The 22928-nt window shown below is 35.1% G+C and carries 24 protein-coding genes; 16 read left to right on the top strand and 8 right to left on the bottom strand.

Annotated elements, in window-relative coordinates; genetic code table 11:
* The first annotated feature begins 244 nt into the window (after positions 1 to 244).
* Positions 245 to 2374: a carboxy terminal-processing peptidase gene (locus NBX25_RS01470; RefSeq protein WP_123909519.1), complete on the top strand. Its 2130-nt coding sequence runs from the start codon at positions 245 to 247 to the stop codon at positions 2372 to 2374.
* A 55-nt stretch (positions 2375 to 2429) separates the two neighbouring features.
* Here NBX25_RS01470 and NBX25_RS01465 read toward each other — a convergent pair whose 3' ends face one another.
* Positions 2430 to 2933, bottom strand: coding sequence for a superoxide dismutase family protein (locus NBX25_RS01465; protein WP_123858419.1), 504 nt, complete (start codon positions 2931 to 2933; stop codon positions 2430 to 2432).
* Positions 2934 to 3227: 294 nt separating this feature from the next.
* Between NBX25_RS01465 and NBX25_RS01460 the strand changes: the two genes are divergently transcribed.
* From NBX25_RS01460 to NBX25_RS01450, 3 genes are all read left to right on the top strand, one after another.
* The gene (locus NBX25_RS01460; RefSeq protein WP_250252508.1) at positions 3228 to 4130 is read left to right on the top strand and encodes an AraC family transcriptional regulator; all 903 of its coding nucleotides are present in this window, start codon (positions 3228 to 3230) and stop codon (positions 4128 to 4130) included.
* A 115-nt stretch (positions 4131 to 4245) separates the two neighbouring features.
* Positions 4246 to 6492 carry a TonB-dependent receptor gene (locus NBX25_RS01455; RefSeq protein WP_250252506.1) on the top strand — a complete coding sequence of 749 codons (2247 nt, stop codon included), beginning with the start codon at positions 4246 to 4248 and terminating at the stop codon, positions 6490 to 6492.
* 48 nt (positions 6493 to 6540) lie between these two features.
* A complete protein-coding gene (locus tag NBX25_RS01450; protein WP_250252503.1) occupies positions 6541 to 7197 on the top strand; it encodes a hypothetical protein in 657 nt (218 codons plus the stop codon).
* Between the two features lie 89 nt (positions 7198 to 7286).
* Here NBX25_RS01450 and NBX25_RS01445 read toward each other — a convergent pair whose 3' ends face one another.
* Both NBX25_RS01445 and NBX25_RS01440 read right to left on the bottom strand, forming a co-directional pair.
* Positions 7287 to 7460 carry a hypothetical protein gene (locus NBX25_RS01445; RefSeq protein WP_164464423.1) on the bottom strand — a complete coding sequence of 58 codons (174 nt, stop codon included), beginning with the start codon at positions 7458 to 7460 and terminating at the stop codon, positions 7287 to 7289.
* A gap of 97 nt (positions 7461 to 7557) precedes the next feature.
* Entirely contained in the window at positions 7558 to 7719 is a 162-nt protein-coding gene (locus NBX25_RS01440) for a hypothetical protein (protein ID WP_164464422.1), read from the bottom strand.
* A 306-nt stretch (positions 7720 to 8025) separates the two neighbouring features.
* Here NBX25_RS01440 and NBX25_RS01435 point away from each other — a divergent pair, with 306 nt between their 5' ends.
* The 6 genes from NBX25_RS01435 (at position 8026) to NBX25_RS01410 (ending at position 12030) form a co-directional block, all read left to right on the top strand.
* On the top strand, positions 8026 to 9357 hold the full coding sequence (locus NBX25_RS01435) for a 2TM domain-containing protein (protein WP_123858423.1): 1332 nt from the start codon (positions 8026 to 8028) through the stop codon (positions 9355 to 9357).
* Positions 9341 to 9652 (top strand): 2TM domain-containing protein, encoded by a 312-nt coding sequence (locus NBX25_RS01430; protein WP_250252501.1) that lies wholly within the window; start codon positions 9341 to 9343, stop codon positions 9650 to 9652. The genes NBX25_RS01435 and NBX25_RS01430 overlap by 17 nt, the downstream gene beginning before the upstream one ends.
* Before the next feature lie 90 nt (positions 9653 to 9742).
* Positions 9743 to 10312, top strand: a complete 570-nt coding sequence (locus NBX25_RS01425) for a methyltransferase family protein (protein ID WP_123909515.1) — start codon at positions 9743 to 9745, stop codon at positions 10310 to 10312.
* Between the two features lie 331 nt (positions 10313 to 10643).
* Entirely contained in the window at positions 10644 to 10934 is a 291-nt protein-coding gene (locus NBX25_RS01420) for a 2TM domain-containing protein (protein ID WP_123909514.1), read from the top strand.
* Between the two features lie 22 nt (positions 10935 to 10956).
* Entirely contained in the window at positions 10957 to 11229 is a 273-nt protein-coding gene (locus tag NBX25_RS01415; RefSeq protein ID WP_123909513.1) for a 2TM domain-containing protein, read from the top strand.
* A gap of 57 nt (positions 11230 to 11286) precedes the next feature.
* Positions 11287 to 12030 (top strand): LytR/AlgR family response regulator transcription factor, encoded by a 744-nt coding sequence (locus tag NBX25_RS01410; RefSeq protein WP_250252499.1) that lies wholly within the window; start codon positions 11287 to 11289, stop codon positions 12028 to 12030.
* A 138-nt stretch (positions 12031 to 12168) separates the two neighbouring features.
* On the opposite strand, the gene NBX25_RS01405 is transcribed toward NBX25_RS01410, so the two are convergent.
* Together NBX25_RS01405 and NBX25_RS01400 are read right to left on the bottom strand one after the other, a co-directional pair.
* Positions 12169 to 13404 carry a DUF6051 family protein gene (locus tag NBX25_RS01405; protein ID WP_250252787.1) on the bottom strand — a complete coding sequence of 412 codons (1236 nt, stop codon included), beginning with the start codon at positions 13402 to 13404 and terminating at the stop codon, positions 12169 to 12171.
* 240 nt (positions 13405 to 13644) lie between these two features.
* Positions 13645 to 14541 carry a hypothetical protein gene (locus NBX25_RS01400; RefSeq protein ID WP_250252497.1) on the bottom strand — a complete coding sequence of 299 codons (897 nt, stop codon included), beginning with the start codon at positions 14539 to 14541 and terminating at the stop codon, positions 13645 to 13647.
* A gap of 114 nt (positions 14542 to 14655) precedes the next feature.
* Here NBX25_RS01400 and NBX25_RS01395 point away from each other — a divergent pair, with 114 nt between their 5' ends.
* Together NBX25_RS01395 and NBX25_RS01390 are read left to right on the top strand one after the other, a co-directional pair.
* Positions 14656 to 15378 (top strand): glycine-rich domain-containing protein, encoded by a 723-nt coding sequence (locus tag NBX25_RS01395; protein ID WP_250252495.1) that lies wholly within the window; start codon positions 14656 to 14658, stop codon positions 15376 to 15378.
* 26 nt (positions 15379 to 15404) lie between these two features.
* The gene (locus NBX25_RS01390) at positions 15405 to 15758 is read left to right on the top strand and encodes a hypothetical protein (protein WP_250252493.1); all 354 of its coding nucleotides are present in this window, start codon (positions 15405 to 15407) and stop codon (positions 15756 to 15758) included.
* 47 nt (positions 15759 to 15805) lie between these two features.
* Here the strand turns inward: NBX25_RS01390 and NBX25_RS01385 are convergent, their stop codons facing one another.
* Both NBX25_RS01385 and mnmA read right to left on the bottom strand, forming a co-directional pair.
* Positions 15806 to 16015 (bottom strand): hypothetical protein, encoded by a 210-nt coding sequence (locus tag NBX25_RS01385; RefSeq protein ID WP_123909507.1) that lies wholly within the window; start codon positions 16013 to 16015, stop codon positions 15806 to 15808.
* Between the two features lie 149 nt (positions 16016 to 16164).
* On the bottom strand, positions 16165 to 17352 hold the full coding sequence (gene mnmA / locus NBX25_RS01380; protein WP_123909506.1) for a tRNA 2-thiouridine(34) synthase MnmA: 1188 nt from the start codon (positions 17350 to 17352) through the stop codon (positions 16165 to 16167).
* A 212-nt stretch (positions 17353 to 17564) separates the two neighbouring features.
* On the opposite strand from mnmA, the gene NBX25_RS01375 reads away from it, so the two are divergent.
* Positions 17565 to 18092, top strand: coding sequence for a transporter (locus NBX25_RS01375; RefSeq protein ID WP_123858434.1), 528 nt, complete (start codon positions 17565 to 17567; stop codon positions 18090 to 18092).
* Positions 18093 to 18378: 286 nt separating this feature from the next.
* Here the strand turns inward: NBX25_RS01375 and NBX25_RS01370 are convergent, their stop codons facing one another.
* Complete coding sequence (locus NBX25_RS01370; protein ID WP_123909504.1) at positions 18379 to 20919, bottom strand: ATP-dependent Clp protease ATP-binding subunit; 2541 nt, start codon at positions 20917 to 20919, stop codon at positions 18379 to 18381.
* A gap of 152 nt (positions 20920 to 21071) precedes the next feature.
* Here NBX25_RS01370 and NBX25_RS01365 point away from each other — a divergent pair, with 152 nt between their 5' ends.
* The 3 genes from NBX25_RS01365 to NBX25_RS01355 all read left to right on the top strand — a co-directional run bounded on the left by NBX25_RS01365 (position 21072) and on the right by NBX25_RS01355 (position 22928).
* Positions 21072 to 21296: a uroporphyrinogen decarboxylase gene (locus NBX25_RS01365; protein WP_123909503.1), complete on the top strand. Its 225-nt coding sequence runs from the start codon at positions 21072 to 21074 to the stop codon at positions 21294 to 21296.
* A complete protein-coding gene (locus NBX25_RS01360; RefSeq protein ID WP_250252491.1) occupies positions 21296 to 22408 on the top strand; it encodes a glycosyltransferase in 1113 nt (370 codons plus the stop codon). The genes NBX25_RS01365 and NBX25_RS01360 overlap by 1 nt, the downstream gene beginning before the upstream one ends.
* A gap of 100 nt (positions 22409 to 22508) precedes the next feature.
* On the top strand, positions 22509 to 22928 hold the full coding sequence (locus NBX25_RS01355; RefSeq protein WP_123909501.1) for a SufE family protein: 420 nt from the start codon (positions 22509 to 22511) through the stop codon (positions 22926 to 22928).

The following is a 22928-nucleotide window of genomic DNA, read 5'->3' as shown; positions in this document are numbered from 1 at the left end:
TAAGAAAGCTTTTTTTAAGTTTAAACTTTTAAAAATGGAAGAAATAGTGTGGCTTCACTTTATATTTTCATCAGAGGAGAAGCCTTTGGAAAATAAAACATAAAGATCTCATTGAATAAAAATTCTTAAAACTGTGCGATATTTGTAAATAAGGTATTAAATTTGATCGTTTGTAACAGTCTGCAAATTATTGCTACTTATTACAATACTTATTTTTCAAAAAATTAATAAATAAAGACAGTTTATGTGGAAAAATTTCAAACTGAATAAATTTTTACTACTTATTCCATTAACCAGTCTAATGTTTTGCTTCAACTCGCCGAAGAACGATGATGAAAAGATGCAGACAATAATGGTGAGCGTAAAAAACACTCTTTCTTACCTGCATTATAGTCCGAAGCCTATCAATGATGCCTACTCAAAAGATGTTTATAAGCACTATTTCGAATTGGTAGACCCTGCCAAAAGATACTTCCTGCAATCTGATATGGATGAATTCAATAAGCATGAAACAAAGCTTGATGATTATATCAACCAGGGGGATTTGAGTTTCTATAAACTCACGATAGACAGACTTTACCAAAGAGTAGACGAAATTGATAAAATTACTCAGGATATTTTCAGCAAGCCTATCAACCTTCAGGAAGATGAAACGCTTACCCTGGAGCCAAAGCTTAAAAAAGTACCGGCAAATAAGCAGGAACAATATAATGAGTGGAAAAAATTCATCAAATACAACATTCTTCAGGAAGTTGAATCGATGAACAGTAAGGAAGAAGCTCAGAAAGAGAAGAAAGACTCTGTTCAGAAGTATAAATTAAACGATACCATTAAGCTTAAAGTTCTCACTCAGGATGAAAAGATCAAAAAAGCTACAGATGAAGTAAAAGATCTTGTAAAAGAGACTTTTACCCGATTTAAAAAGAGAAAGAAAATGGATTGGTTTACGGTGTACATGAATGCCTATACTGAAGTATTCGATCCGCATACCAACTATTATTCTCCAAAAGATAAAGAAGATTTTGATACTCAGTTTACCGGTAAAGTAATTGGTATTGGAGCATTAATTCAGGAGAAAAAAGGAAATCTTTATCTTGGGGCTCTTACCATTGGTGCTCCTGCATGGAAATCCAAGCAGCTTTCAGAAGGAGATAAGATCCTGAAGGTAAAATCAAAACCAAAAGATGATGCTGTAAATGTAGTAGGAATGCTTTCTGATGAAGCTGTAAGATTAATCAGAGGAGAAAAAGGGACACCTGTTACCTTAACCGTTCAGAAAAAAGACGGAACTATTAAAGATGTAACCATGATCCGTGAAGAAGTTGCTATTGAAGATACTTTTGCAAGAAGTATTGTGGTAAATGCTCCGAATGGTAAGAAATATGGATTTATCAACCTTCCAAGCTTTAACGCTGATTTTGAAAATTCAAAAGGAAGAAATGCTTCTGATGATATCAAAAATGAGATTGTTAAACTTAAAGCTCAGAATATTGAAGGAATCATTCTAGATCTTAGAAACAATGGTGGTGGATCACTAACGGAAGTAGGGGATATTATGGGGCTTTTCATGGATGCAGGACCTTACGTACAGGTGAAGGACGGAAATGGAAAAATACAGACTCTAAAGAATAAATACGAAGCTCCAATCTGGACAGGTCCGCTTGTTATCATGCAAAACGAACTTTCAGCATCGGCTTCTGAGATCCTTGCAGGAGTAATGCAGGACTACGGAAGAGCTATGGTAATCGGATCTCCACAGTCTTTCGGAAAAGGAACCGTTCAGACTTTTGTTGACCTGAACAGATTCCTGAATACAGAAGATGATTTCGGATCTTTAAAACTGACGATTCAGAAGTTCTATAGAATCACAGGTGAGTCTACACAGAGAAAAGGAATTGTTTCGGATATTCAGATGAAAGATTTCTTTACCTATGCAGAAGTAGGAGAGCGTTATGACGACTTTGCCCTGGCTTGGGATAAAATTCCGGCTACAAAATTTGAGAAACTTAACTACTTTAATATCCAGGCTCTTGAAAAAGCAAGTTCAGACAGAATGGCCAAGAACAAGAATTACCAGCTTCTGTTAGAATCAGCTCAATGGAGAGAAAAACTGGATAAGGAGGAAAACATTACTTTGAACATCAATAAATTCAATGAAGTGATGAAACACAGAAAATCTCAGATTGAAAAGTTCAAAGTATTGACAAAATTTGAGAACGGATTACAGTTTATTATGTATCCAAGTGAAGTTGAAAGAGAGAAGAAAGATGAAGCTTTCAAAAAGAAATCTGAAATGTGGATCAAGAATCTGAAAAAAGATCTTTACCTGCAGGAAGCAATGAATATTGTATCAGAGATGGGAGTAAAATCATAAACATAAAAAAACCGATAATGAAAATTATCGGTTTTTTTATTGCGTAAATAATAGATTACTTAATTTCTACACATCCTACTCTTCCTCCGGCATTTCCGGTAGGCTGAGTATGGAAATCATCAGCTGCAGCGTGTACAATAAGACCTTTTCCGATGATGTTTTTAGATTCATCTGTACAGCCCAGGCACCATTTATCAGTCTTGAAGGTTAAAACGGCAGTTCCGTTCTGGTCAGCTACCAAATTTCCTATATCTCCCATGTGGAAGTGCTCAGCACCCCATTTTCCGTGATCGTTCTTGGATGGGTTCCAATGTCCGCCTGTAGAGGTTCCGTCTGCTGCAGAGCAGTCACCTTTTTCATGAATGTGTACTGCGTGGATTCCAGGGGTAAGGTTGGTTACATTCAGTTTCATGATAACATCATTTCCCTGCTGGGTAAACTTTGCCGTTCCACCTGTTTGAGTTCCGCTTTTGGCATTTACGGCATACGTTTTTGTAGTTCCGCATGAAGCTGCCAAAAATGCACATCCTGCCAATAATGCTAGTGTTTGTACTTTCATTTTTAAATGATTTATAGTGATATTTATGCTAAAATTAATAAAGATTTTCCAAAACGCTTTATGATTTCAGTCTTTTTTCTGAAGCTCTATTGAGTATTGCGCTTTAATTAGTTTCCTTTAGTCTCAGAATGTGCATGTTTACCATCCTGATAATTCAGGTTGAAAAAACACTTTAAAAATCCTTTTTCATTAAAGCATAGTGTTTATAAAGATTATGAAACAATATTATTTAGCAACAATAGACAACTGAAATATACTTAGGATCAATACCTTTGTGTTTCTACATTTTTTATTTTGGAAGACTATAAAAAACGGATTGTAAAAACCATACAATATATTGATGCAAACTTTGACGCAGATCTCTCTCTGGAAAGAATAGCAGAGATCAGCGCCTATTCACCTTTTCATTTTCACAGGATTTTTAAACTGGTTACAGGAGAAACTCTTCAAAATTATATCATCAGGAAAAAAACCGAGAAAAGTGCTTTTTTTCTGGCGGTAAAGAAAGAAATGGAAATCAAAGATATTTACTTTGATCTTGGCTTTTCAAATCACTCGGTTTTCAGCAAGACATTTAAAAAATATTACGGACTTCCTCCTTCAGAATTTCGAAAGAAAGCTCCTGAAACATTTCACAAGATTTTACAAACAGAGCGCAAGAACGGACAAGTTGATACGGTTTTCAGCCAATACATTTGCACTATCGAAAACCTATTAAATTGGGCAATAATGAACTTAAAAATCGAAGTAAAAGAAATGCCGGAAATGAATCTGGCTGCAGTAATGAGCCTGGGGATTGCAAATGTAGAACCCTCATTCAATGTATTGATAGATTGGGCAAAAAAGAATCATTTGTTTCCCCGGAAAAATATCAAAATGCTTTCTGTTTATCATGACAGTTTCAAAGTAACTCCTCCGGATAAAGTCAGAATTCATGCATGTATGCTTCTGGATCAAAAACTTGAGGACTCAAAAGGAGAGGTTTTTTCAGAAACTATTGAAGCTGGAAAGTTTATAGTCGGGAGTGGTGAAGTGACGCTCAACGACTTTGAACAGTGCTGGGTATCCTTATTTTTATGGATGAATGAACACCATTACTCAATGAGAAGAACGTTTCCTTTTGAAATCTATCATTCTAATTTTAAAGAACATCCGGAAGGAAAAATGATCGTGGATTTTTGTATTCCTATCGGGTAATTCTAACAGGTAAGTCTTGGTATTTACCATTCGGTTACAAAAGAATGCCTTTCAGTAATTATTTTTTTACAGAAAGGCATTTTTCATATTATTTTTGAACCAGATATTAAAAACTATGAAAACTCAAGGACAAAAAATACTACTTCTGCTTTCCTTTTTTGCTTTTATACTGGGATATTCCCAAGTGAAAGTTTCAGGAAAAGTAACGTATAGAAATAAAGGAATAGGAGAAGTAAATGTCACTTTAAAAGATACATATGATGGTGCAACAACTGATGCTCAGGGGAACTTTTCTTTTGAAACGAATGAAAAAGGCAATCACATATTAACTTTTACTCATCCCAAGTATGAAGAAGTGGAAAGAAGCATTGTTATTGACAATCAGGAGATAATGTTGAATATGCAGCTTAAAGAACAAATCAGTGAAATTGATGCCGTAGTAGTTTCTGCGGGTTCCATTGAGGCCAGTGATAAAAAAAGAGCAACCGCGTTGCTTTCTCCTATCGATATCTATACTACAGCCGGTGCGGACGGACAAATTTCTTCAGCTTTAACATATCTTCCGGGAGTACAGAAAGTTGGAGGTACCGAAGGGTTATTCATCAGAGGAGGTACCGGAACTGAAACCAAAATCTTTATGGATGGCAGCCTTATCAACAACTATTTTTCCAATTCTATCCCGGGAATTGCAGGGAGAGATCAGTTCAATACTTCTTTGTTTAAAGGAAATATATTTTCCAGTGGCGGATACTCGGCATTATACGGACAGGCTCTTTCCGGGGCATTATTACTGGAAAGTGTTGACCTGCCGGATCAGAGTTCCTATGATTTTGGAATTTCACCGATCTTTTTAAGCGCAGGTTTCCAGAGGCTTAGTGAAGATAAAAACCATTCCTATGGAGCGACCCTTGGATATTCAATGTTGAATTTGATGCAAAAGGTTTTTAATTTCAATACAAATTTTATTGATGCTCCCAAAGGATTGAACAGTGACTTCAACTTTAGAATTAAAACAAAGTCAGGAGGATTTTTAAAATATTACGGAATGTATAATTCCAACAAAATGGGGGTGAAAACAGAGAGTTTGGAACCCGGATATGATTTTGCCCTGGTAAGATTAAATGGTGCAAATACCTATCATAACCTCTCTTTCAGGCAGAAATTCGGAAAATATCTTCTCAATGTGGGTGGTTCTTACTCATATAACAAATCAGATCTTAATTTCTCTACCGAAACCAATGAAGTAGAATCAGGTAAAACCAGATTGTTAACAGATGGAAATTATATTAATTTCAAGGCTGTTATGGAAAGAAAAATAAATAGGATCAGTGCATTGAGAGGAGGTTTAGAGTTCAATAATACGAATGAAAAGCTAGACTTTGAGCAGGTGAACAAACGATATAAAGATTTGATTTCTTCTGCTTTTGTAGAAACAGATTTAGGCTTCAGTAATGCATTGTCTGCTAAAGTAGGGGTGCGAGCAGAGCATTCATCCTATTTAAATAAAAGTAATATTGCTCCCCGGTTAGCATTGGCTTATCGTTTTGCAAAAGACTGGACAAGCTCTATTGCGTATGGACTTTTCTATCAAAATCCTGAAAGTAAATATATCAACGGCCCGGCTAACCTGGGTTTTCAAAAATCACAACATTATATTTTTCAGATTCAGAGAGCTTCAGAAGGAAGAACCTTACGTTTTGAGGCATTTTATAAAAAATATGATCAGTTAATTAAAACATTTAATGTAACACCGGACAAAGAACAAAATCAACAGGTACAAACTGCAATGAATAATGACGGTTATGGTTATGCCAAAGGACTTGAATTATTCTGGAGAGACAATAAAAAAACATTCAAAAATATAGATTACTGGATTACCTATTCATTCCTGGATTCTAAAAGAGATTTTCTCAATTATCCGGTGAGTCTCAAACCGAGTTTTGCAGCAGAACACACCCTTTCTGCTGTGGTAAAGAGATTCATTCCTGAATGGAAACTTGGGGTAAACCTGTCATACACTTATGCAAAAGGACGACCTTATTATGATATTGCCTCTACATTTGAGAATGGAAAGGCAGTTAATTATACCAGAAATGAAGGAAGACTGAAAGACTATAATGCCCTTAATTTCAGTATCAATTATCTTCCCAATCTTGGAAAAAAGGATGCACGGGCATTTACGGTATTTGTGTTAAGTATTTCCAACGTGCTGGGATCGAAAAATGTGTATGGCTATAATTTTTCAGTAGACGGGGCAAGAAGCTCAGCTGTGGTTCCACCTGTAAACACCTTTGTATTTGTGGGAGCTTTTATAAGCTTCGGAGCAGATAAAACACAAGACGCTATCAATAATAACCTATAAAAAAACTAACTTCGAAGAACCTTATTACTAACTTTTAAAATTAATAGTATGAAAAAATACTTTTTAAGCTTTGCTTTAGCTTTTATGAGTTTAACTGCTTTTGCTCAGACAGATTATGAAAAAATAATGACTGAGAAAATTGCAAAAATTGAAACGTGCAAAACTGCAGAAGACTTTCAGACCCTTGCCAATGACTTTCAAAGAATAGGAAGTAAAGAAAGTTCACAATGGCTTCCTCAATACTATGCTGCTTTCGCTTCTATCCAAAAAGGAAGAATTATGATGCGAGGCGGACAGGTGCAGGATCTCGATGGGGTTGCTGCACAGGCTGAAAAATACCTGGGAATGGCTCAGAATCTCGCAGGAGCAGATAATGCTGAAATTCATTTATTAAGAAAAATGGCCTATTCTATGCGAATGATGGTGAATCCGCAGCAACGCTATATGACCGATGGAGCAAGAGCCGGGGAAGAGCTTAATATTGCAGAGAAATTGGATCCGGGCAATCCGAGAATAGCCTTGATTAAAGCAGAAGATACCTATTTTACGCCTGAACAATATGGTGGGAGTAAAACTAAAGGAATAGAGCAGTTTAAGGCTGCATTGGCAAAATTTAATGCTTATAAGCCGAAAACTTCCTTAGATCCGAACTGGGGCAAATCTGAAGCCGAATACTTTCTAAGCTTACCGGCAGAAAATAAATAATAATCTAATCGAAGGGCCTCAAATATCAGGCTTAAAAAAGAAAAAGTACCACATCACTATGGTACTTTTTCTTTATATAAAAGTGAATTTTACTCACATAGACTCCAGTCTTTGGTACAAAATCCTGCTTTGTTTCTGCACATATTCCATGCGCAACCATCATCATTTCCTGGTTCTCTTGGAATTGTATCTCCGCCTGAAATATTCTTTTGTTCGTTTCTGGAAAGGCTCTTTAAACCTTTTAGTTTAATTTGTTTCTTCATTATTAGTTTGTTTCTTGATGTTCCTATTTTTTAACTTTTTTCGGAAATACAATATTATATTTTCCTAATGTTTAGATTAATTTTACTTGTTCGGGTATTAGCATGCAAATACTGAGCATCTTCCATACTGATTTCTGCACATATTCCATCCGCAGCCATCATCCTCAAAAGGATCTTTTGGAATTAAACCACCACCCACTTTCTTTTGCTCATCTCTAGTCAGTTTTTTTAGCTCTTTGAATTTAATTTGTTTTTTCATTTTTAGTTTGTTTTTTGATATTCCTACTCTTTAAGCTTTTCGGATAACGCTGTTTTTATATTTCTCCAATTTAGGATAAATATTGTTATTCGCAAAATTATTATTATTAAAATATTTGTTTTTCAATGAATATATTGCTGATTTATGTTTTTTTTGTGTGAAATTAATAATACTGTGTATGGGGCCTGATGAGGCACAATTCAATATTATTTATATGTACGGCTCAGCGATAAAAACTAACCTTTCGGTAAAAAATAATTTTTGATACCTTTAATAAAAGCTATTTTTGAATCAAGAAAACTCATCATGAAACGTAAGGATATTATCACCATGTTTTGGATTTCATTCATAGTCTCCATGTTTTTCTTTTTTGCCTTTACAGGAGAGAAAAATCTGGAAAACTTTGTACTGACTATACTCATTTCACTTCTGTATACATTTGTATTAGGAGGTGGAAACGGCTTATTGAACAACTTTCTCAACAAAAAGTTTCCCTGGTCTGAGGAGACATCCAAAAGAGCGGTGATAAGCATTATTTCCGTTATCATTATCAACATTATATTAGTCTATTTTTGTAACTATATCAATTTTGTATTGATCCAGAAAGCGGCTACTACGGAAGAATATTTTTCAGGAAAATATAACCTTGCCAACTGGTTTACCATCAACATTGCATTGCTTATTTCTGCCTTTCTTCACGCCAAAGGTTTTATGCAGGAACTGAAGAAGACTTCCAGAAAAGAAGTGGTAGAGCAGAAGCTCATTGCCAAGTCTGCCAATGCACAGTTTGAGAGTTTAAAAAACCAGCTGGATCCTCACTTTCTTTTTAATTCTTTAAATGTTTTAAGTTCATTGATTGATGAGAACCCTAATCAGGCACAGAAGTTTACCGCTTCAATGTCAAAGATTTACCGTTACGTACTTGAACAGAAAGATAAAGAGCTGGTAACAGTGGAAGATGAAATAGAATTTGCCAGAACCTATTGTGATCTTTTAAAAACTAGGTTTGAAGACAGTGTTGATTTTACTTTTGATGTTAAGAAAGAAGACTACCGGAAATTTGTGGTACCCCTGTCATTACAGCTTCTGTTGGAAAACTGTATTAAACATAATTTTGCCACATCATCAAAGCCATTGGTCATCAGAATTTTTTCAGAAAATGATATTCTTTGCATTGAGAATAACTTACAGGTAAGGGAACAGATCAAAGAAAGCTCGGGCATTGGATTGGCGAATATTGTACAACGGTATTCTCTACTTACTAAAAGAAATGTTTTCATTGAAAAATCTGAAGATTATTTTAAAGTAAAACTTCCGATGCTTATTAATAAGCCTCATATTGTCAGTGAAAAGTCTGATGATGATCTTAAAGCTTATAAGAAAGCTCAGAAGAGAATGAAAGAGATCAAGGATTTCTATATGAACCTGATTTCTTACTGTATTGTGATTCCCTTTTTGATCTTTATTAATCTTTTTACCAAAAGCTCGTTTCACTGGTTTTGGTTTCCGGTATTCGGATGGGGAATTGGAGTAGCTTCTCATGCTTTTCAGGTTTTCGGAGTGGGAGATTCATGGCAGGAAAAGAAGATCCGTGAAATTATGAACAATCAAAAAAATAATAATGATGGAAACATTTAACGAAAATGATATTCAATATCAGAAAGCAAAAAGATATGTTGAGAAACTAAGAGGCTTTTACGCTCATTTATTTGTCTATGTCATTATCAATGTGTTGATTGTCTTTTACAATTATAGCCATCTGAAGCCCGGAGAAAGTTATTTTGAGTTCAAAAATTTCTTTACACTTACATTCTGGGGTATTGGGATATTGGCGCATGCCATGACAGTCTTCCTTTCAAAAAATGGCTACCTGCAGAATTGGGAGGAAAAGAAGATTCGTGAATTGATGGAAAAAGACAAGAAAAACCAATAGGATAGTGAAATAATAAGACAAAATTTTCATTAAGTCTTTTAATCTCCTTTTTACTTTTATCTATAAAAACACCTTAAAACAGTAATCAAAATGAATGCTTTAGAAATTCTGTACATACTATCCATGATGGCTTGGTTTCTTAGTGAGTTTCTTTATAAAAACATGTTGAAATCCGGGAAAGATGATAAAAAAGGAAAGGATAAATCCACCCTTAATATTCTCTGGCTAGCGATCCCTTTTTCAATTGCAGCAGCAATAACGATTTCCAATCTTTCAACGTTACCGATTAGCCAAGGAAACTGGATAATGTATGGGGGAGAGGCCCTTATTCTTATCGGTATTATTTTCAGGTTTATCATTATCAGATCTTTAGGAAAATACTTTACGGTGGATGTTACCATTAAAGAAGATCACAAGATCAAAAGAGAAGGCTTTTATAAGTATTTGAGACATCCATCATATGCTTTTTCTCTGCTTACTTCTTTGGGACTTGGGTTATATCTCAATAATTGGCTGTCACTTGTTTTTGCTTTTTTACCTCCGTTTTTAGCCTTTGCTTATAGAATCAAAATAGAAGAACAGGCTCTCGTAGAACAATTCGGTGACGAATATATTCAATACAGAAAAACGACAAAAAAGCTCATTCCGTTTATCTACTAAATTTCTTAAATATCCAGCTTATAAGACTATGTGGCTCTATGGCTTAATTTAGTGTAACCACGTAAAATATGCTCGCTGCAAATTCTGGATTTTCTTTCGCCTAAATGCAGAATATTACTTAAAAATTTTAGGACTTTACATTCCAACAAACAATATCAAGGAAATTTTGATTTTTGTATCCCTTTCAACTCTATACAATTCATTACTCCTTTATTTTTTACCATTCGGGAAGCATAATCTACCGTTCGGTCATATAAAATTGATTTGAGGATCATTTCCGCCATACATTTGACTCAAGAAAAGAACAAATTAACCTTAAAAAATAAAAAATATGGAAACTTTTAATAAAGACACAACCGCTTATGAAAGAGCATCAAGAAGAGTAAAAGAATTAAAAGAATTCTACGGAAATCTTACCTCATTCTGTATTGTAATTCCGTTTCTGGCTTTTTTAAATCTTATGACGGCTCCTGGCTATTTATGGTTCCTATGGCCAATGCTGGGCTGGGGAATCGGAATCACATTTCACGCTGTAAATGTATTTGGAATTGGAAAAAGCTGGGAAGAGAACAAGATTAAAGAACTGATGGCTGAAGAGAACAAAAAAACTAAAACATTATAATAACTTAAAAAAACAATATATCATGGATTATAACAGAGCATACAACAGAGTTCAGCAATTGAAAAAATTCTATAAAAATCTAATGTGGTTTGGGATTATATCAGTAATTGTTATTGGAGATGATTGGTTTAATGATGAATTGCATTACCAAATGTTTGGTGGGCACTTACTGTTAGGCATTTGGGCGCTGATTCTTATAGTGAAAGCTATTTCATTATTTATTTTTAATGATGAATGGGAGGCAGGAATCATTGAAAAAGAGGTGGGAAAAAATAAGAAAACGTTAGATTTTTAAATTTGATTATTTTGTCTAATTTTATTTCTCAATTTTAAAACTAAAACTATTAGCTCAATGATCAAGACTGTAATAATCGAAGACGAAAAACCCGCTTCAAGGAAATTAGAGAGAATGTTAAGTAATTTTCCTGATATTGAGGTAGTTGCTAAAATAGAATCTGTAGAAGAAGGAGTTGCCTGGTTTTCTGAAAATGAACATCCGCAGTTGATTTTTTCAGATATTGTTCTTGGAGACGGATTGTCATTCGATATCTTTGAAAAAGTTCCAACCAAAGGATTTATCATTTATACGACAGCATTTGATCAATATACCCTAAAAGCCTTTAAATTAAATAGTATAGATTACCTATTGAAACCAATTCTTGAAGAGGATCTTTCAGGCGCTATCGAGAAATTTAAATCTTTTATACCTTCCAATAATGATATTGGATCACAGGACATCAAGCAGCTGATAAAAAAAGAAAAATCTGTTCTTTCAAGAGTTTTAGTGAAAATAGGATACAACCTGAAAATTGTTCAGACTCACGAAATAAGTTGTTTTTTCAGTGAGAATAAGATTGTGTATCTTCAGACTGATGAACGTTCGTATCCTTCAGATTTTACATTGGATGAACTGGCTGAAATTCTGGATGAGAAAAAGTTTTTTCGTGTTAACAGACAGTTTATTATCAATTCTGATTACATTAAGAATATTCACACTTCACCTTATTACAAAGTAGAACTTGAATTTCAGCCTCAGGAAGAAATTACAATAAGCCGGGACCGTGTCAAAGACTTTAAAGACTGGCTCGTAAGCTAAAAAATACAAAACACCCCGAATCCTGTATCCCAATTTACACCTCACTCACCCAGCACCTCCTAATCCGCATTTCGAATCACCAAAAACATAACCATGGATCTCATTCTCTTACTTTTCAGACTTCTCCTTTCCATTTTTTCATCCTGATGACCGGGAATAAAAATCACTGGCAGATTTTGTAAACTGATGAAAGGCTTTTGTTATTTCTGTTTTGTGTTTATGCGTCAGTGGGAAAGGAACCATGTGAGAATAATCAAAAGGAAAATCCTTTATTTCAACATCTACATGGATGTTTCTGTAACCTCCTTGTAATGTATTTAATGCTTCCATTGGCGGAGCTACCGTATCTTTTTCTAAGACATAAGCTTTTATTTGGGACTGGATTTCATGAATTCGGTCCTCTCTTTCTCTTTGGAAATAATTGTACCTGAGCATTTTTTTGAACCAGCTTTCCTGTGGATGAAGTTCATCATCCTGATAATGCTTCAGCCTGCTATCAAACTTAAAATCAGAACTTAATAATTCTGTAAAAACAGACTGCATTTTAATCGTAGCCTGGGAATCCATGATGTATTTTGAAATCGGAAACATCCGGTCAATGGTCATACCGCCGCAAAAACAAAATACTTTGGATTGCGTGAAGAAGCTATGTGGATCAGCCATTTTAATAATCATAGACAGAAATGAACCTATTGAATATCCAAACAGATCCAGACTGGCATCCGAAGCGATGCTTTTAATTTTGTGACCTTTAATTTCCTTCACTACTTCAATGATATCCGAGTAGGTTTGTAATCCTGACCAGAAAATTCGTTGGGGATGAGCTTCCAATCTCGAACTTGTTGCGGCATTTACATAAGAAAAGTGAGTGTTTTCCGGATATTTCTCTTTTCTGAACTTGACGATTTCTGTCATTTGGTGCCGGTCGCTCCACATAGCTTCAGCGCGATCCATGTGAAAAGCAATTGGAAATAATAGGATTGCTTTACGGGTTTTCTGAGCCAATTCATAAGCCCACGGAAGGTATTTATCCCATTTTTTTTCATTCAGCCCGTGGAAAAAGATAATACAGCCGTCAGCCGTTTCTATATCAGCCCTTTTGAGAACATGATACTCAAACTTTTTATTGCATTCAATGTCAAAATCCTTTATATCTATTGAAGATTGTTGATATGCCAGATAAGCATTTTCATTGACTTTTAAAGGATGATGATGTTTAGGACAATCCAGATTATCAGAACCATAAAGCAGGTCCGAAACTTTGGATTCAAAAAGAATAGATTCAATGGTTACATTCAGATCTCTGATTTCCACAATGTCTTTTCTGGAATCAAAATGATTTTTCAATACTTCATACAATTCATAATATTCCATAACAAGATCATTGAGGTTCATATTTAGAACAATTAATTTATGTATTTATTTCAGTAAAGTATTGATTTTTAAAGGGTAAAAGTATTCCAGACATAACATCAATAAGAATAAACCCGACACAGAACTGTTTCGGGTGGGTATGGTGAATAACTATTGATATTTTCTTATCAGTTTTGGTTCCCTATTTCTGAGCCAGCCTTCTATCTAGTTCCAAATTTCCCGTACCCAGCATATCACGTCCTACCTGTAATCGATCCTGTTAGATTCAGTATCCTCAAGCTGTTTAAGTATGGACTCCGGAATCTCATCACTGTCAATTGGAAAACTGATGGAGTCCGAAATAAAGTTTTTACGATCTGCTTTCCGGAAAATTTCAAATAAGGCAATAGGTTCCTGATTGAAACTTATACATGTGCTGATGAAGTGTAATTCATGAAGCTTATAATCTGGATTTTTAAGTTTTTCTTTACTATCCTTTATTCTTGATATAAAATGTCTTTGACGGATAAAAGTATTGCTGTTCATGATGATAAAAACATAATCAGAGTAGGCTGTTACTTTTCCGAAATATTTGTGATGGTCTCCGCCGCTTCTTTCTATGAAATATTCCCCGGTGGTTTCAGACTTATAAATCTCCATGGCAGAGCGCCATATCCGGTCTTCCAGGGCTTGTGTAGGGTTCTCCGGAAGATTTCTGTTATATGAATACCAACAGCCTACAAGACGCTCTAAAAGGGCTGTATTCTGATTCACATTATTCATATCGATCTTAAGATCATTAAAATTGAATGATTCAGTATTGGAATTGATAAAATCAATATAATTGGAATACCCTAAGACTTTGACAATCAGGCTTAATTTGGCAAGGTTAGGTCTGCTTAAAACAGCATTTTCATTCTGTCTGAATCTTTTCAGCTTATTGATAATCAGATGTTCATAAAGATAATGTGTTCCCAGAAGATCAGGACTCTTCTTTATTTCTTTCTCTGAATGCTCATTGGTAATAAGTTCATTAAGCTCAGCACAGATGTATGACCATTCTGTTTTGGTAACATCTTCCCATTGGTTTTTCTTTAAAAAATGCTGACTTAAGAAATTCATCAACTTCTCAAGATGCAGAATATCTTCCTTTTTCATATTTTGATTTTGTAAGACTAATTTAAGATTTTTATCAAACCAAATAAGATTTTTGAAAGACTTTTATATTTTAAAATCCATTGATATTTGAGTAGAAAAACAAAAGAAAAAACAATGGAAACAAAAATGTTATTAAAAGATGAGTCCCTTTGGAATAGAATCCAAGAATTCTCACTGGACGCTTCCGATGCTGATTTCCCTTTTTCAAAAAAACTGGCAAAAGAAGAAAACTGGAGCATGGACTTTACCAGAAAAGCCATCGAAGAATATAAAAAATTTGTCTATCTCTGCTGTATTCTTCCCAAAGGAGCTTCACCAAGTGAAATTGTAGATAAAGTGTGGCATATGCATTTGATCTATACTCAGAATTATTGGGAAGAATTTTGTCCTAATATTTTAAAAAGACCCTTACATCATCATCCTTCAAAAGGAGGATTTAATGAGAAAATAAAGCATTATAATTGGTTTTCAACAACTTTGAAAAACTATAAAGAGGTCTTTCATTCTGAGGCGCCTCAGGATATTTGGCTAAATGGGAATGTGATTAAAGACATAAAAAGGAAGTCACCAATATGGAAATGGATTCCGTTTCTGATTGTAGTATTAACGCTTATTTCCTGCCTTGGAGAAGTGATAACAACTGTTGGTTCTATCTTCTTTTCCTTCGTAGGAATTATCATTTTTGGAGGAATAATATCTGCCATTACAAACACTAAAGATAAAAAAGACGGCAATTCCGACTTAAATGATAGTGGAGGCAGTAGTTGTAGTGGCGGAAGTAGTTGTGGCGGAGGCTGTGGTGGTGGTTGTGGCGGCTGCGGAGGTTGTGGCGGATAAGACAAATAATTAAAATATAATGAATCATGAAAAAGCTGATTATTCATGCTATACCGGTTGCAATAAGTTATATATGGCTTATTAGTGAATGTCAGACATTCAATCCGATTGCAATCAAAGGTCCTGACTTTTTAAAGTTCTATCTGATCCTGGTCATTGGGTTTTACCTCTCTGTCTTTATTCTAAAATCAGTAGGGGAAATGATTTCACAGACAACTTTTTATTTTTTAATGCTTATTGGTGGCTTGGGAATTATCAAACTAATTCGCGGAGTCATGTTGGGAAAACCTATTGGATTCTTAACCATGATTTTGATCCTGGAGTTGATTATAATATTCTTGTTGGCCGCATTTAAGCCAAAGGATGAATTCAGAAAATAAATCCAAAACAAACCCGAAACAAAAATGCTTCGGGCGTTATATTGAGATTAATTGTTTTCTTTTTTATCCCTGACCTGTTTGTATCCATATTTTCTGACCATAATGGATGTAAGAACCACCAAAATAAGGCTTAGAGCAATATTGGATTGGGCTGGATGTACAATCAACTGATAGAGATTATATCCAAAAACAGCTGATACCAAAACGATTAAAATGCTGTTGGCATAAGCATATTGATTTCTTGTAGTTGTTTTCATAATGATATTTTTTATTGTTATTTACTCAGTAAGTATGACAATTTAAAATACGTTACAAAAAAAATCAAAAAATATTTCTTTTAAAAAAACAAACCCGAAACAAAATGCTTCGGGCTTTATGATATCGTTAAGTATTGATAATCCAATTTTTACGAAATTACACCACTTCCAATCAGTTCTTCATCAATATACCATGAAGCGAACTGCCCTTCAGCAATGGCAGATTGTGGTTCTTCAAACTCAACATAAAAATCGTTTTCAAACTGATAGAGAGTCGCTTTTTGTAAAGACTGTCTGTATCTGAATCTGGCCATTACCTCCATAGATTCTCCATTTTGAAGTCTCATATCCTCACGAACCCAATGAAGTTCAGCATTATCTATTTTTAAAGCCTTCTTGTAAAGACCTGGAAAATGACTTCCTTCTCCCACAAAAATAATATTGTTTTCCATGTCTCTTGAAACGATGAAACAACTTTCTTTATGTCCGCCAATTCCTAATCCTCTACTTTGGCCGATCGTGAAAAATTGAGCACCCTGATGCTTTCCGATAACCTTTCCGTCAGCTTTTTTATAATTGATTTTTCTGGATAAGAAGCTAAGTTCTTCTTCTTTATTAGAAAATTCAGGAGTTTCTTCTGCAAATAAAGGGGAATCTTTGAAGATCTCTACAATTTCTCCTTCATTCGGTTTCAATTGCTGTTGCAAAAACTGTGGTAAACTCACTTTTCCGATGAAACATAACCCTTGAGAATCCTTTTTATCAGCGGTAACCAACCCGATTTCTTTGGCGATTTCTCTTACCTGAGGTTTGGTAAGTTCTCCGATAGGGAATAAAGCTTTTGACAACTGATCCTGGCTTAGCTGGCAAAGGAAATAAGACTGGTCCTTATTGTTATCTTTTCCTGCTAAAAGATGAAAGATTTCCTTTCCGTTTTCATCAATAGTAGAATCCACTCTGGCATAATGTCCTGTAGCTACCTTATCAGCACCTAAAGACATGGCCGTTTTCATAAAAACATCGAATTTAACTTCTCTGTTGCATAAAACATCAGGATTCGGAGTTCTTCCTTTTTGATATTCATCGAACATATAATCTACAATACGTTCCTTATAAAGCTCGCTCATATCAATCACCTGGAAAGGAATTCCAAGTTTTTGTGCCACCATAAGGGCATCATTACTGTCCTCAATCCAAGGACATTCATCTTCTAATGTTACAGAAGCATCATTCCAGTTTCTCATAAACAAAGCCACTACTTCATGACCTTGCTGTTGTAGCAAATGTGCTGTAACACTTGAATCTACACCTCCGGAGAGGCCTACTACTACTTTCATTGTATTTCAATTTTACGAAACTCTTAACGGGAGTTCTTAGTTTGACGTGGCAAAAATACAACTAAATAAATTCGTAAAAAAACCATAATTTTAAACATTGATAAAAACGATGTTAAAATAAAAACACCATTAATAAAGTTTTTTAAGTGATAAACATAGATGAAAATGTGATTATTTATCCCTTACTTTAGAACAAAATAAAATATTTACATATGAAAAAGTTTATTATTTCTATGATGCTGATGATCTCAGGACTCTCATTTTCCCAGGTTTCAATAGGTGCTCCGGTGCAGGAAAATAACAAATGGACTTTTGGAGGAGGAATAGGGCTTGGGTTCGGAAGTAACAGTTCATTCTATTTACAGGCCTCTCCAAGAGTAGGATACCGCCTTACTGAAGATCTTGAAGGAGGAGTGGTAGGAAGTGTTTCCTGGCAGACTTCAGATTATTTTAGATCCACCATGTTTGGAGTAGGACCTTTTGTGAATTATTATTTTGCCCGTTCTTTTTATTTAAGCGCTAACTTCCAGCATTATTTCATCAATTACAATGATAAATATTACGATTATAAGTATAACAGAGAAGAAAATGCCTTGTACCTTGGTGGAGGATATATGCAGAGAATCGGAAATAATTCTTTTATGCAGATCGGTTTGATGTATAATGTACTTTGGAAAGAGAAATCAAGTGTATTTGCAAATGGGTTGGTTCCGAATATCGGATTTGTGGTGGGACTTTAAAATCTGACTGAATCTGTTTTCAAATGTAGAGAAAGGACTTTGGGTCTGGTGTTGAGGACGAAGTATTTGAGATTCTTCCTTCGTCAGAAGGACATTAGACGAATTAAGTATCATCTCACAGATTTTCCAGATTATACAGAGGATTTAAGTATTCTAGTATAAATATTCAATTAGCCATTCGATAAAAATTAAAAAAATCAATTGGTTGCAGCCAAAACCTATTGAAGATAAAAGCAAAAAGCACCGGGATTTCCCGGTGCTTTTCTATTGAAATTAAATTATTTATTTAAGATTGAGAAGATTTTTCAGCAGCTGAAGACTTCTTAGGTTTTGAAGTTTTTCCTACTAATCCATCTTTCGCCTCATTAAGGTCAAGAACTACAGTTTCACCTTCGTTCAGTTGTTTATTGACCAGCATTTCAGCCAATAAATCCTCAATGTATTTCTGAATGGCTCTCTTCAATGGTCTTGCACCGAAGTCTTTATCCCATCCTTTTTCAGAAATAAAGTCTTTTGCTTCTTCAGTTAATTCCACTTTATATCCTAATTTTTCAAGTCTGCCATACAGCTTATTCAGTTCAATATCAATGATTTTCTTGATATCATCCTGTACAAGAGAGTTGAAGATCACAATGTCGTCAATTCTGTTTAAGAATTCCGGAGCAAATGCCTTTTTAAGGGCGTTTTCAATTGTACTTCTTGCTCTTGAGTCTGAAGTTGTTTTTTTCGCTGAGGTACCAAATCCTACACCGTCTCCGAAATCTTTAAGATCTCTTGTTCCGATATTGGAAGTAAGGATGATGATCGTATTTCTAAAGTCGATTTTTCTACCTAAACTATCGGTAACATGACCTTCATCAAGAATCTGTAACAGGATATTGAATACGTCCGGGTGGGCTTTTTCAATCTCATCCAGAAGAACCACAGCATAAGGCTTTCTTCTTACAGCTTCGGTTAACTGACCACCTTCTTCGTATCCAACGTATCCCGGAGGCGCACCAACCAATCTTGAAACAGCGAATTTCTCCATGTATTCACTCATGTCAATTCGGATAAGAGACTCATCGGATTCAAAAAGCTCTCTGGCCATTACCTTCGCCAACTCAGTTTTACCAACCCCTGTTGTTCCAAGGAAAATAAATGTACCGATAGGGCGGTTAGGGTCTTTAAGACCAGCTCTGTTTCTTTGAATAGCCTTTACGACTTTCTTCACAGCATCTTCCTGACCGATAACTTTTCCATTCAGTTTCTCATCCATCTGAGCTAATTTATCAAGCTCATTTTTGCCAACTTTTGTTACTGGAACTCCACTCATCATAGAAACCACTTCAGCTACATTTTCTTCACTTACGGTTTCTTTTTTCTCCTTTACATCTTTATCCCATTTTTCCTGAGCGGCATTCAGTTCCATCTGAAGACGTTCCTCCTCATCCTTAAGCTTTCTGGCCTCAAGATAATCCTGAGCTTTTACAGCTTTTTGTTTCATTTCCTTGATCTCTTCAATTTTCTTTTCAAAATCAATGATCTCAGTAGGAACTTTCATGTTCTTGATGTAAACTCTTGACCCTGCTTCATCCATCGCATCAATTGCTTTATCTGGTAAGAAACGGTCTGTAATATATCTTGATGTAAGGTTGACACACGCATTAATTGCTTCAGGTGTATAAATTACATTATGATGTTCTTCATACTTATCCTTAATCTGGTTCAAAATCTGAATGGTTTCCTCAATAGAAGTAGGTTCCACCATTACTTTCTGGAATCTTCTTTCTAAAGCTCCGTCTTTTTCAATATACTGACGGTATTCATCCAGAGTAGTAGCCCCGATGCATTGAATCTCACCTCTTGCTAATGCCGGTTTGAACATATTGGATGCATCTAAGCTTCCTGTAGAACTTCCTGCTCCTACAATCGTGTGTAGCTCATCAATAAATAAGATGACATCTCTGTTTTTTTCCAGTTCAGTCATGATAGCCTTCATTCTTTCTTCAAACTGACCACGGTATTTCGTTCCGGCTACTAAACTTGCCAGATCTAATGTGATGACACGTTTTCCGTAAAGAACTCTTGACACCTTTTTCTGTTGAATTCTTAAAGCTAGCCCTTCCGCAATGGCAGATTTACCAACCCCAGGTTCTCCAATAAGAAGCGGGTTGTTTTTCTTTCTACGGGATAAGATCTGAGAGACTCTCTCAATTTCTTTTTCACGTCCAATTACCGGGTCTAATTTTCCATCTCTGGCCAAAGACGTTAAATCTCTACCAAAGTTGTCTAATGTAGGGGTTTTGCTTTTTGCAGAGCCTAAATTGCCTGTAGGCTTTCTCATTTGCTCGAATTCCTCTCTTTCATCATCATCATCATACGCACTCATTTGTGGTGACTGCCCGGAATTTTTAAGCATAGTCTGGTACTCTCTTGAAACACCTTCATAGTCGATGTCGTAAGCTCCCAAAATATTTGAAGTAGGGTCCTCATATTTATATAGAATACCTAAAAGCAGATGAACGGTATTAATTTCATTGCTTTTGTATTGACGGCATTCTAACTCCGCACGTTTAATAGCATGATCTGCCATTTTGGTGAAAGAAATATTGGTAACCTCCTCAGAAATAGGATTAAGACTTGCTGTATTTAGAGTTTCAATTTTTCTTCTGATTTGTGTTAAATCCGCATTGAGGTTTTGAAGGATTTCTTTAGCAGAGTTTTCCGTTTTTATAATACCTAAAAGTAGATGTTCTGTATTAAGAAATTCACTTTTCAGCCTTTTAGCTTCGCTTTTGCTTTGTTTGAACACCTGGCTCAAACCTTGTGAAAACTTATAATCCATAATATATCTCATTAGAACAAAGGCAACATTACCTTTTATTCATTATCTAAATTACAAATATTTTACCAAAAATCAATTAATGACTTTATGGCAGTAAAAAATTTTATTATCTTCTTGAAAATGATTAAGTTTGTTATCCTTAAAAATCTCTCATGAATCCCGAAATTACTACTTACATCGGATACTCAGCCTCAGTTTTTATCGTATTGAGTTTCATACTGAAAGATGTAAGAAAAATCAGAGTTGTTAACATGATCGGTTGTATCTGTTTTGTCATTTATGGTTTCTTTAGTGGACCGTTATGGCCGGTTATTATTCCGAATGGGCTTATTTGCTTTATCCAAATCTATCATTTGCTGTTTGGAAAAAAAGCATAATGAAGAAAAAAATAATTACATCTGCCTTCAGTAATTTGTATACAGACCAGCGTATTGAAAAGGTATGCCGGACTTTACATGAAAACGGTTATGAAATTGAGCTGATCGGAAATGACTGGAATGGAGCTGAAGAAATGCAGCGTCCTTATCCATTCTCACGGATTCATTTGGATTCAAAAAGTTTGAAAACAGCTTACTTTGAATTTAACTGGAAGCTGTACCATGAGCTTAAAAGAAAGGCAGATCAAAATACAATTCTTCATGCCAATGATATTGATGCACTATACCCAAACTATCTTATTGCTCAGAAATTAAATATTCCACTGGTTTTTGACAGCCATGAAATTTTTTCAGAGATGCCAGCTGTTCAAGGCAAAATGTCACAAAAACTGTGGCGTTATGTCGAAAAGACTGTCATTCCGAAGCTTACCTTGATGATTACAGCAAGCGGAAGTTATGCAAAATGGTTTCAGAAAAAGTATGGCATATATCCGGTGGTGGTTCAAAATGCACCCAGGAAATTAGAGTCTAGTGTTGAAATTCCAGAAAATAATCCTAAAATTCTTCTGTATCAGGGCGCTATTAATCCTTTCAGAGGAATTGATAAAGTGATTCTTTCCATGCATCATATCAACGATGTACAATTGAGAATTGCAGGAGATGGCCCCAGAAAAAAAGAATATGAAGAGCTTGTGAAGAGTGAAAAGCTTCAGCATAAAGTTGAATTTCTTGGAAAATTAAAACCTGAAGATCTAAGAAAAGTAACTGCCACTGCGGATTGTGGAATGAGCATTGAAGAAAATGGGGGAGACAGTTACCTGTATTCCTTACCTAATAAAGTTTTAGACTGTATCCAGGCCAAAGTTCCTTTAATTTTGTCCAATCTTCCAGAACTTCAGAATATTAAAAATCAGTTTGATATTGGTGAGTTAATTAAAGATCATCATCCCGAAAATATTGCAGCGGCGATCAAAAAGGTTTTAGCAAAAGGAAGAATAAACTATCAGCCGGAACTGGAAAAGGCATCTAAAGTCCTTTGCTGGGAAAATGAAGAAATAAAGCTATTACAGGTTTTTCAGAAAGCTTCTAATGCATTAGGTTTTAAGCGATAGACGCTTCTCATAATATAATACTTCCAAAATCAATCTGTGGTTTACCGCTTTAGGCCTAAAGCATAATTTACTATCTTTGCACAAAGAAATTTGTTTTAAAATGACCATTAAAGAAAAACAGCAGGAAATAATTGACGAATTTGCGTTTCTTGACGACTGGGAGCAGAAATATGAATATATCATTGACCTCGGAAAAGAATTGAAAGGGCTTCCTGAAGATAAGAAAATAGAAGAAAATCTGATCAAAGGCTGCCAGAGTAAAGTTTGGATTGATGCTGAATTTAAGGACGGTAAACTTTTCTTTAATGCAGATTCAGACGGAATTTTACCAAAAGGTATTGTTTCTCTTTTGGTGAGCATTTATAGTGGGCATTCTACTCAGGAAATTTTAGATTCTGACTTTGAGTTTATTTCAGAGATTGGATTACAGGAGTTTCTTTCGCCATCCAGAGCTAATGGTTTGATGGCCATGACTAAACAGATCAAATTTTACGCAGTCGCTTATCAGTTGAAATCATAA

This window comes from Chryseobacterium sp. Marseille-Q3244 (assembly GCF_940807095.1).
Classification (GTDB): domain Bacteria; phylum Bacteroidota; class Bacteroidia; order Flavobacteriales; family Weeksellaceae; genus Chryseobacterium.
This window is presented reverse-complemented; position numbering and strand designations above follow the sequence as displayed.

Excerpts from the sequence above, each read along its gene's own strand:
- NBX25_RS01405 (WP_250252787.1), bottom strand. The coding sequence starts at position 13,404 with ATGGAATATTATGAATTGTATGAAGTATTGAAAAATCATTTTGATTCC.
- NBX25_RS01455 (WP_250252506.1), top strand. The coding sequence starts at position 4,246 with ATGAAAACTCAAGGACAAAAAATACTACTTCTGCTTTCCTTTTTTGCT.
- NBX25_RS01410 (WP_250252499.1), top strand. The coding sequence starts at position 11,287 with ATGATCAAGACTGTAATAATCGAAGACGAAAAACCCGCTTCAAGGAAA.
- NBX25_RS01445 (WP_164464423.1), bottom strand. The coding sequence starts at position 7,460 with ATGAAGAAACAAATTAAACTAAAAGGTTTAAAGAGCCTTTCCAGAAAC.
- NBX25_RS01395 (WP_250252495.1), top strand. The coding sequence starts at position 14,656 with ATGGAAACAAAAATGTTATTAAAAGATGAGTCCCTTTGGAATAGAATC.
- NBX25_RS01470 (WP_123909519.1), top strand. The coding sequence starts at position 245 with ATGTGGAAAAATTTCAAACTGAATAAATTTTTACTACTTATTCCATTA.
- NBX25_RS01355 (WP_123909501.1), top strand. The coding sequence starts at position 22,509 with ATGACCATTAAAGAAAAACAGCAGGAAATAATTGACGAATTTGCGTTT.
- NBX25_RS01450 (WP_250252503.1), top strand. The coding sequence starts at position 6,541 with ATGAAAAAATACTTTTTAAGCTTTGCTTTAGCTTTTATGAGTTTAACT.
- NBX25_RS01375 (WP_123858434.1), top strand. The coding sequence starts at position 17,565 with ATGAAAAAGTTTATTATTTCTATGATGCTGATGATCTCAGGACTCTCA.
- NBX25_RS01420 (WP_123909514.1), top strand. The coding sequence starts at position 10,644 with ATGGAAACTTTTAATAAAGACACAACCGCTTATGAAAGAGCATCAAGA.
- NBX25_RS01385 (WP_123909507.1), bottom strand. The coding sequence starts at position 16,015 with ATGAAAACAACTACAAGAAATCAATATGCTTATGCCAACAGCATTTTA.
- NBX25_RS01390 (WP_250252493.1), top strand. The coding sequence starts at position 15,405 with ATGAAAAAGCTGATTATTCATGCTATACCGGTTGCAATAAGTTATATA.
- NBX25_RS01465 (WP_123858419.1), bottom strand. The coding sequence starts at position 2,933 with ATGAAAGTACAAACACTAGCATTATTGGCAGGATGTGCATTTTTGGCA.
- NBX25_RS01440 (WP_164464422.1), bottom strand. The coding sequence starts at position 7,719 with ATGAAAAAACAAATTAAATTCAAAGAGCTAAAAAAACTGACTAGAGAT.
- mnmA (WP_123909506.1), bottom strand. The coding sequence starts at position 17,352 with ATGAAAGTAGTAGTAGGCCTCTCCGGAGGTGTAGATTCAAGTGTTACA.
- NBX25_RS01415 (WP_123909513.1), top strand. The coding sequence starts at position 10,957 with ATGGATTATAACAGAGCATACAACAGAGTTCAGCAATTGAAAAAATTC.
- NBX25_RS01370 (WP_123909504.1), bottom strand. The coding sequence starts at position 20,919 with ATGGATTATAAGTTTTCACAAGGTTTGAGCCAGGTGTTCAAACAAAGC.
- NBX25_RS01365 (WP_123909503.1), top strand. The coding sequence starts at position 21,072 with ATGAATCCCGAAATTACTACTTACATCGGATACTCAGCCTCAGTTTTT.
- NBX25_RS01400 (WP_250252497.1), bottom strand. The coding sequence starts at position 14,541 with ATGAAAAAGGAAGATATTCTGCATCTTGAGAAGTTGATGAATTTCTTA.
- NBX25_RS01425 (WP_123909515.1), top strand. The coding sequence starts at position 9,743 with ATGAATGCTTTAGAAATTCTGTACATACTATCCATGATGGCTTGGTTT.
- NBX25_RS01360 (WP_250252491.1), top strand. The coding sequence starts at position 21,296 with ATGAAGAAAAAAATAATTACATCTGCCTTCAGTAATTTGTATACAGAC.
- NBX25_RS01435 (WP_123858423.1), top strand. The coding sequence starts at position 8,026 with ATGAAACGTAAGGATATTATCACCATGTTTTGGATTTCATTCATAGTC.
- NBX25_RS01430 (WP_250252501.1), top strand. The coding sequence starts at position 9,341 with ATGATGGAAACATTTAACGAAAATGATATTCAATATCAGAAAGCAAAA.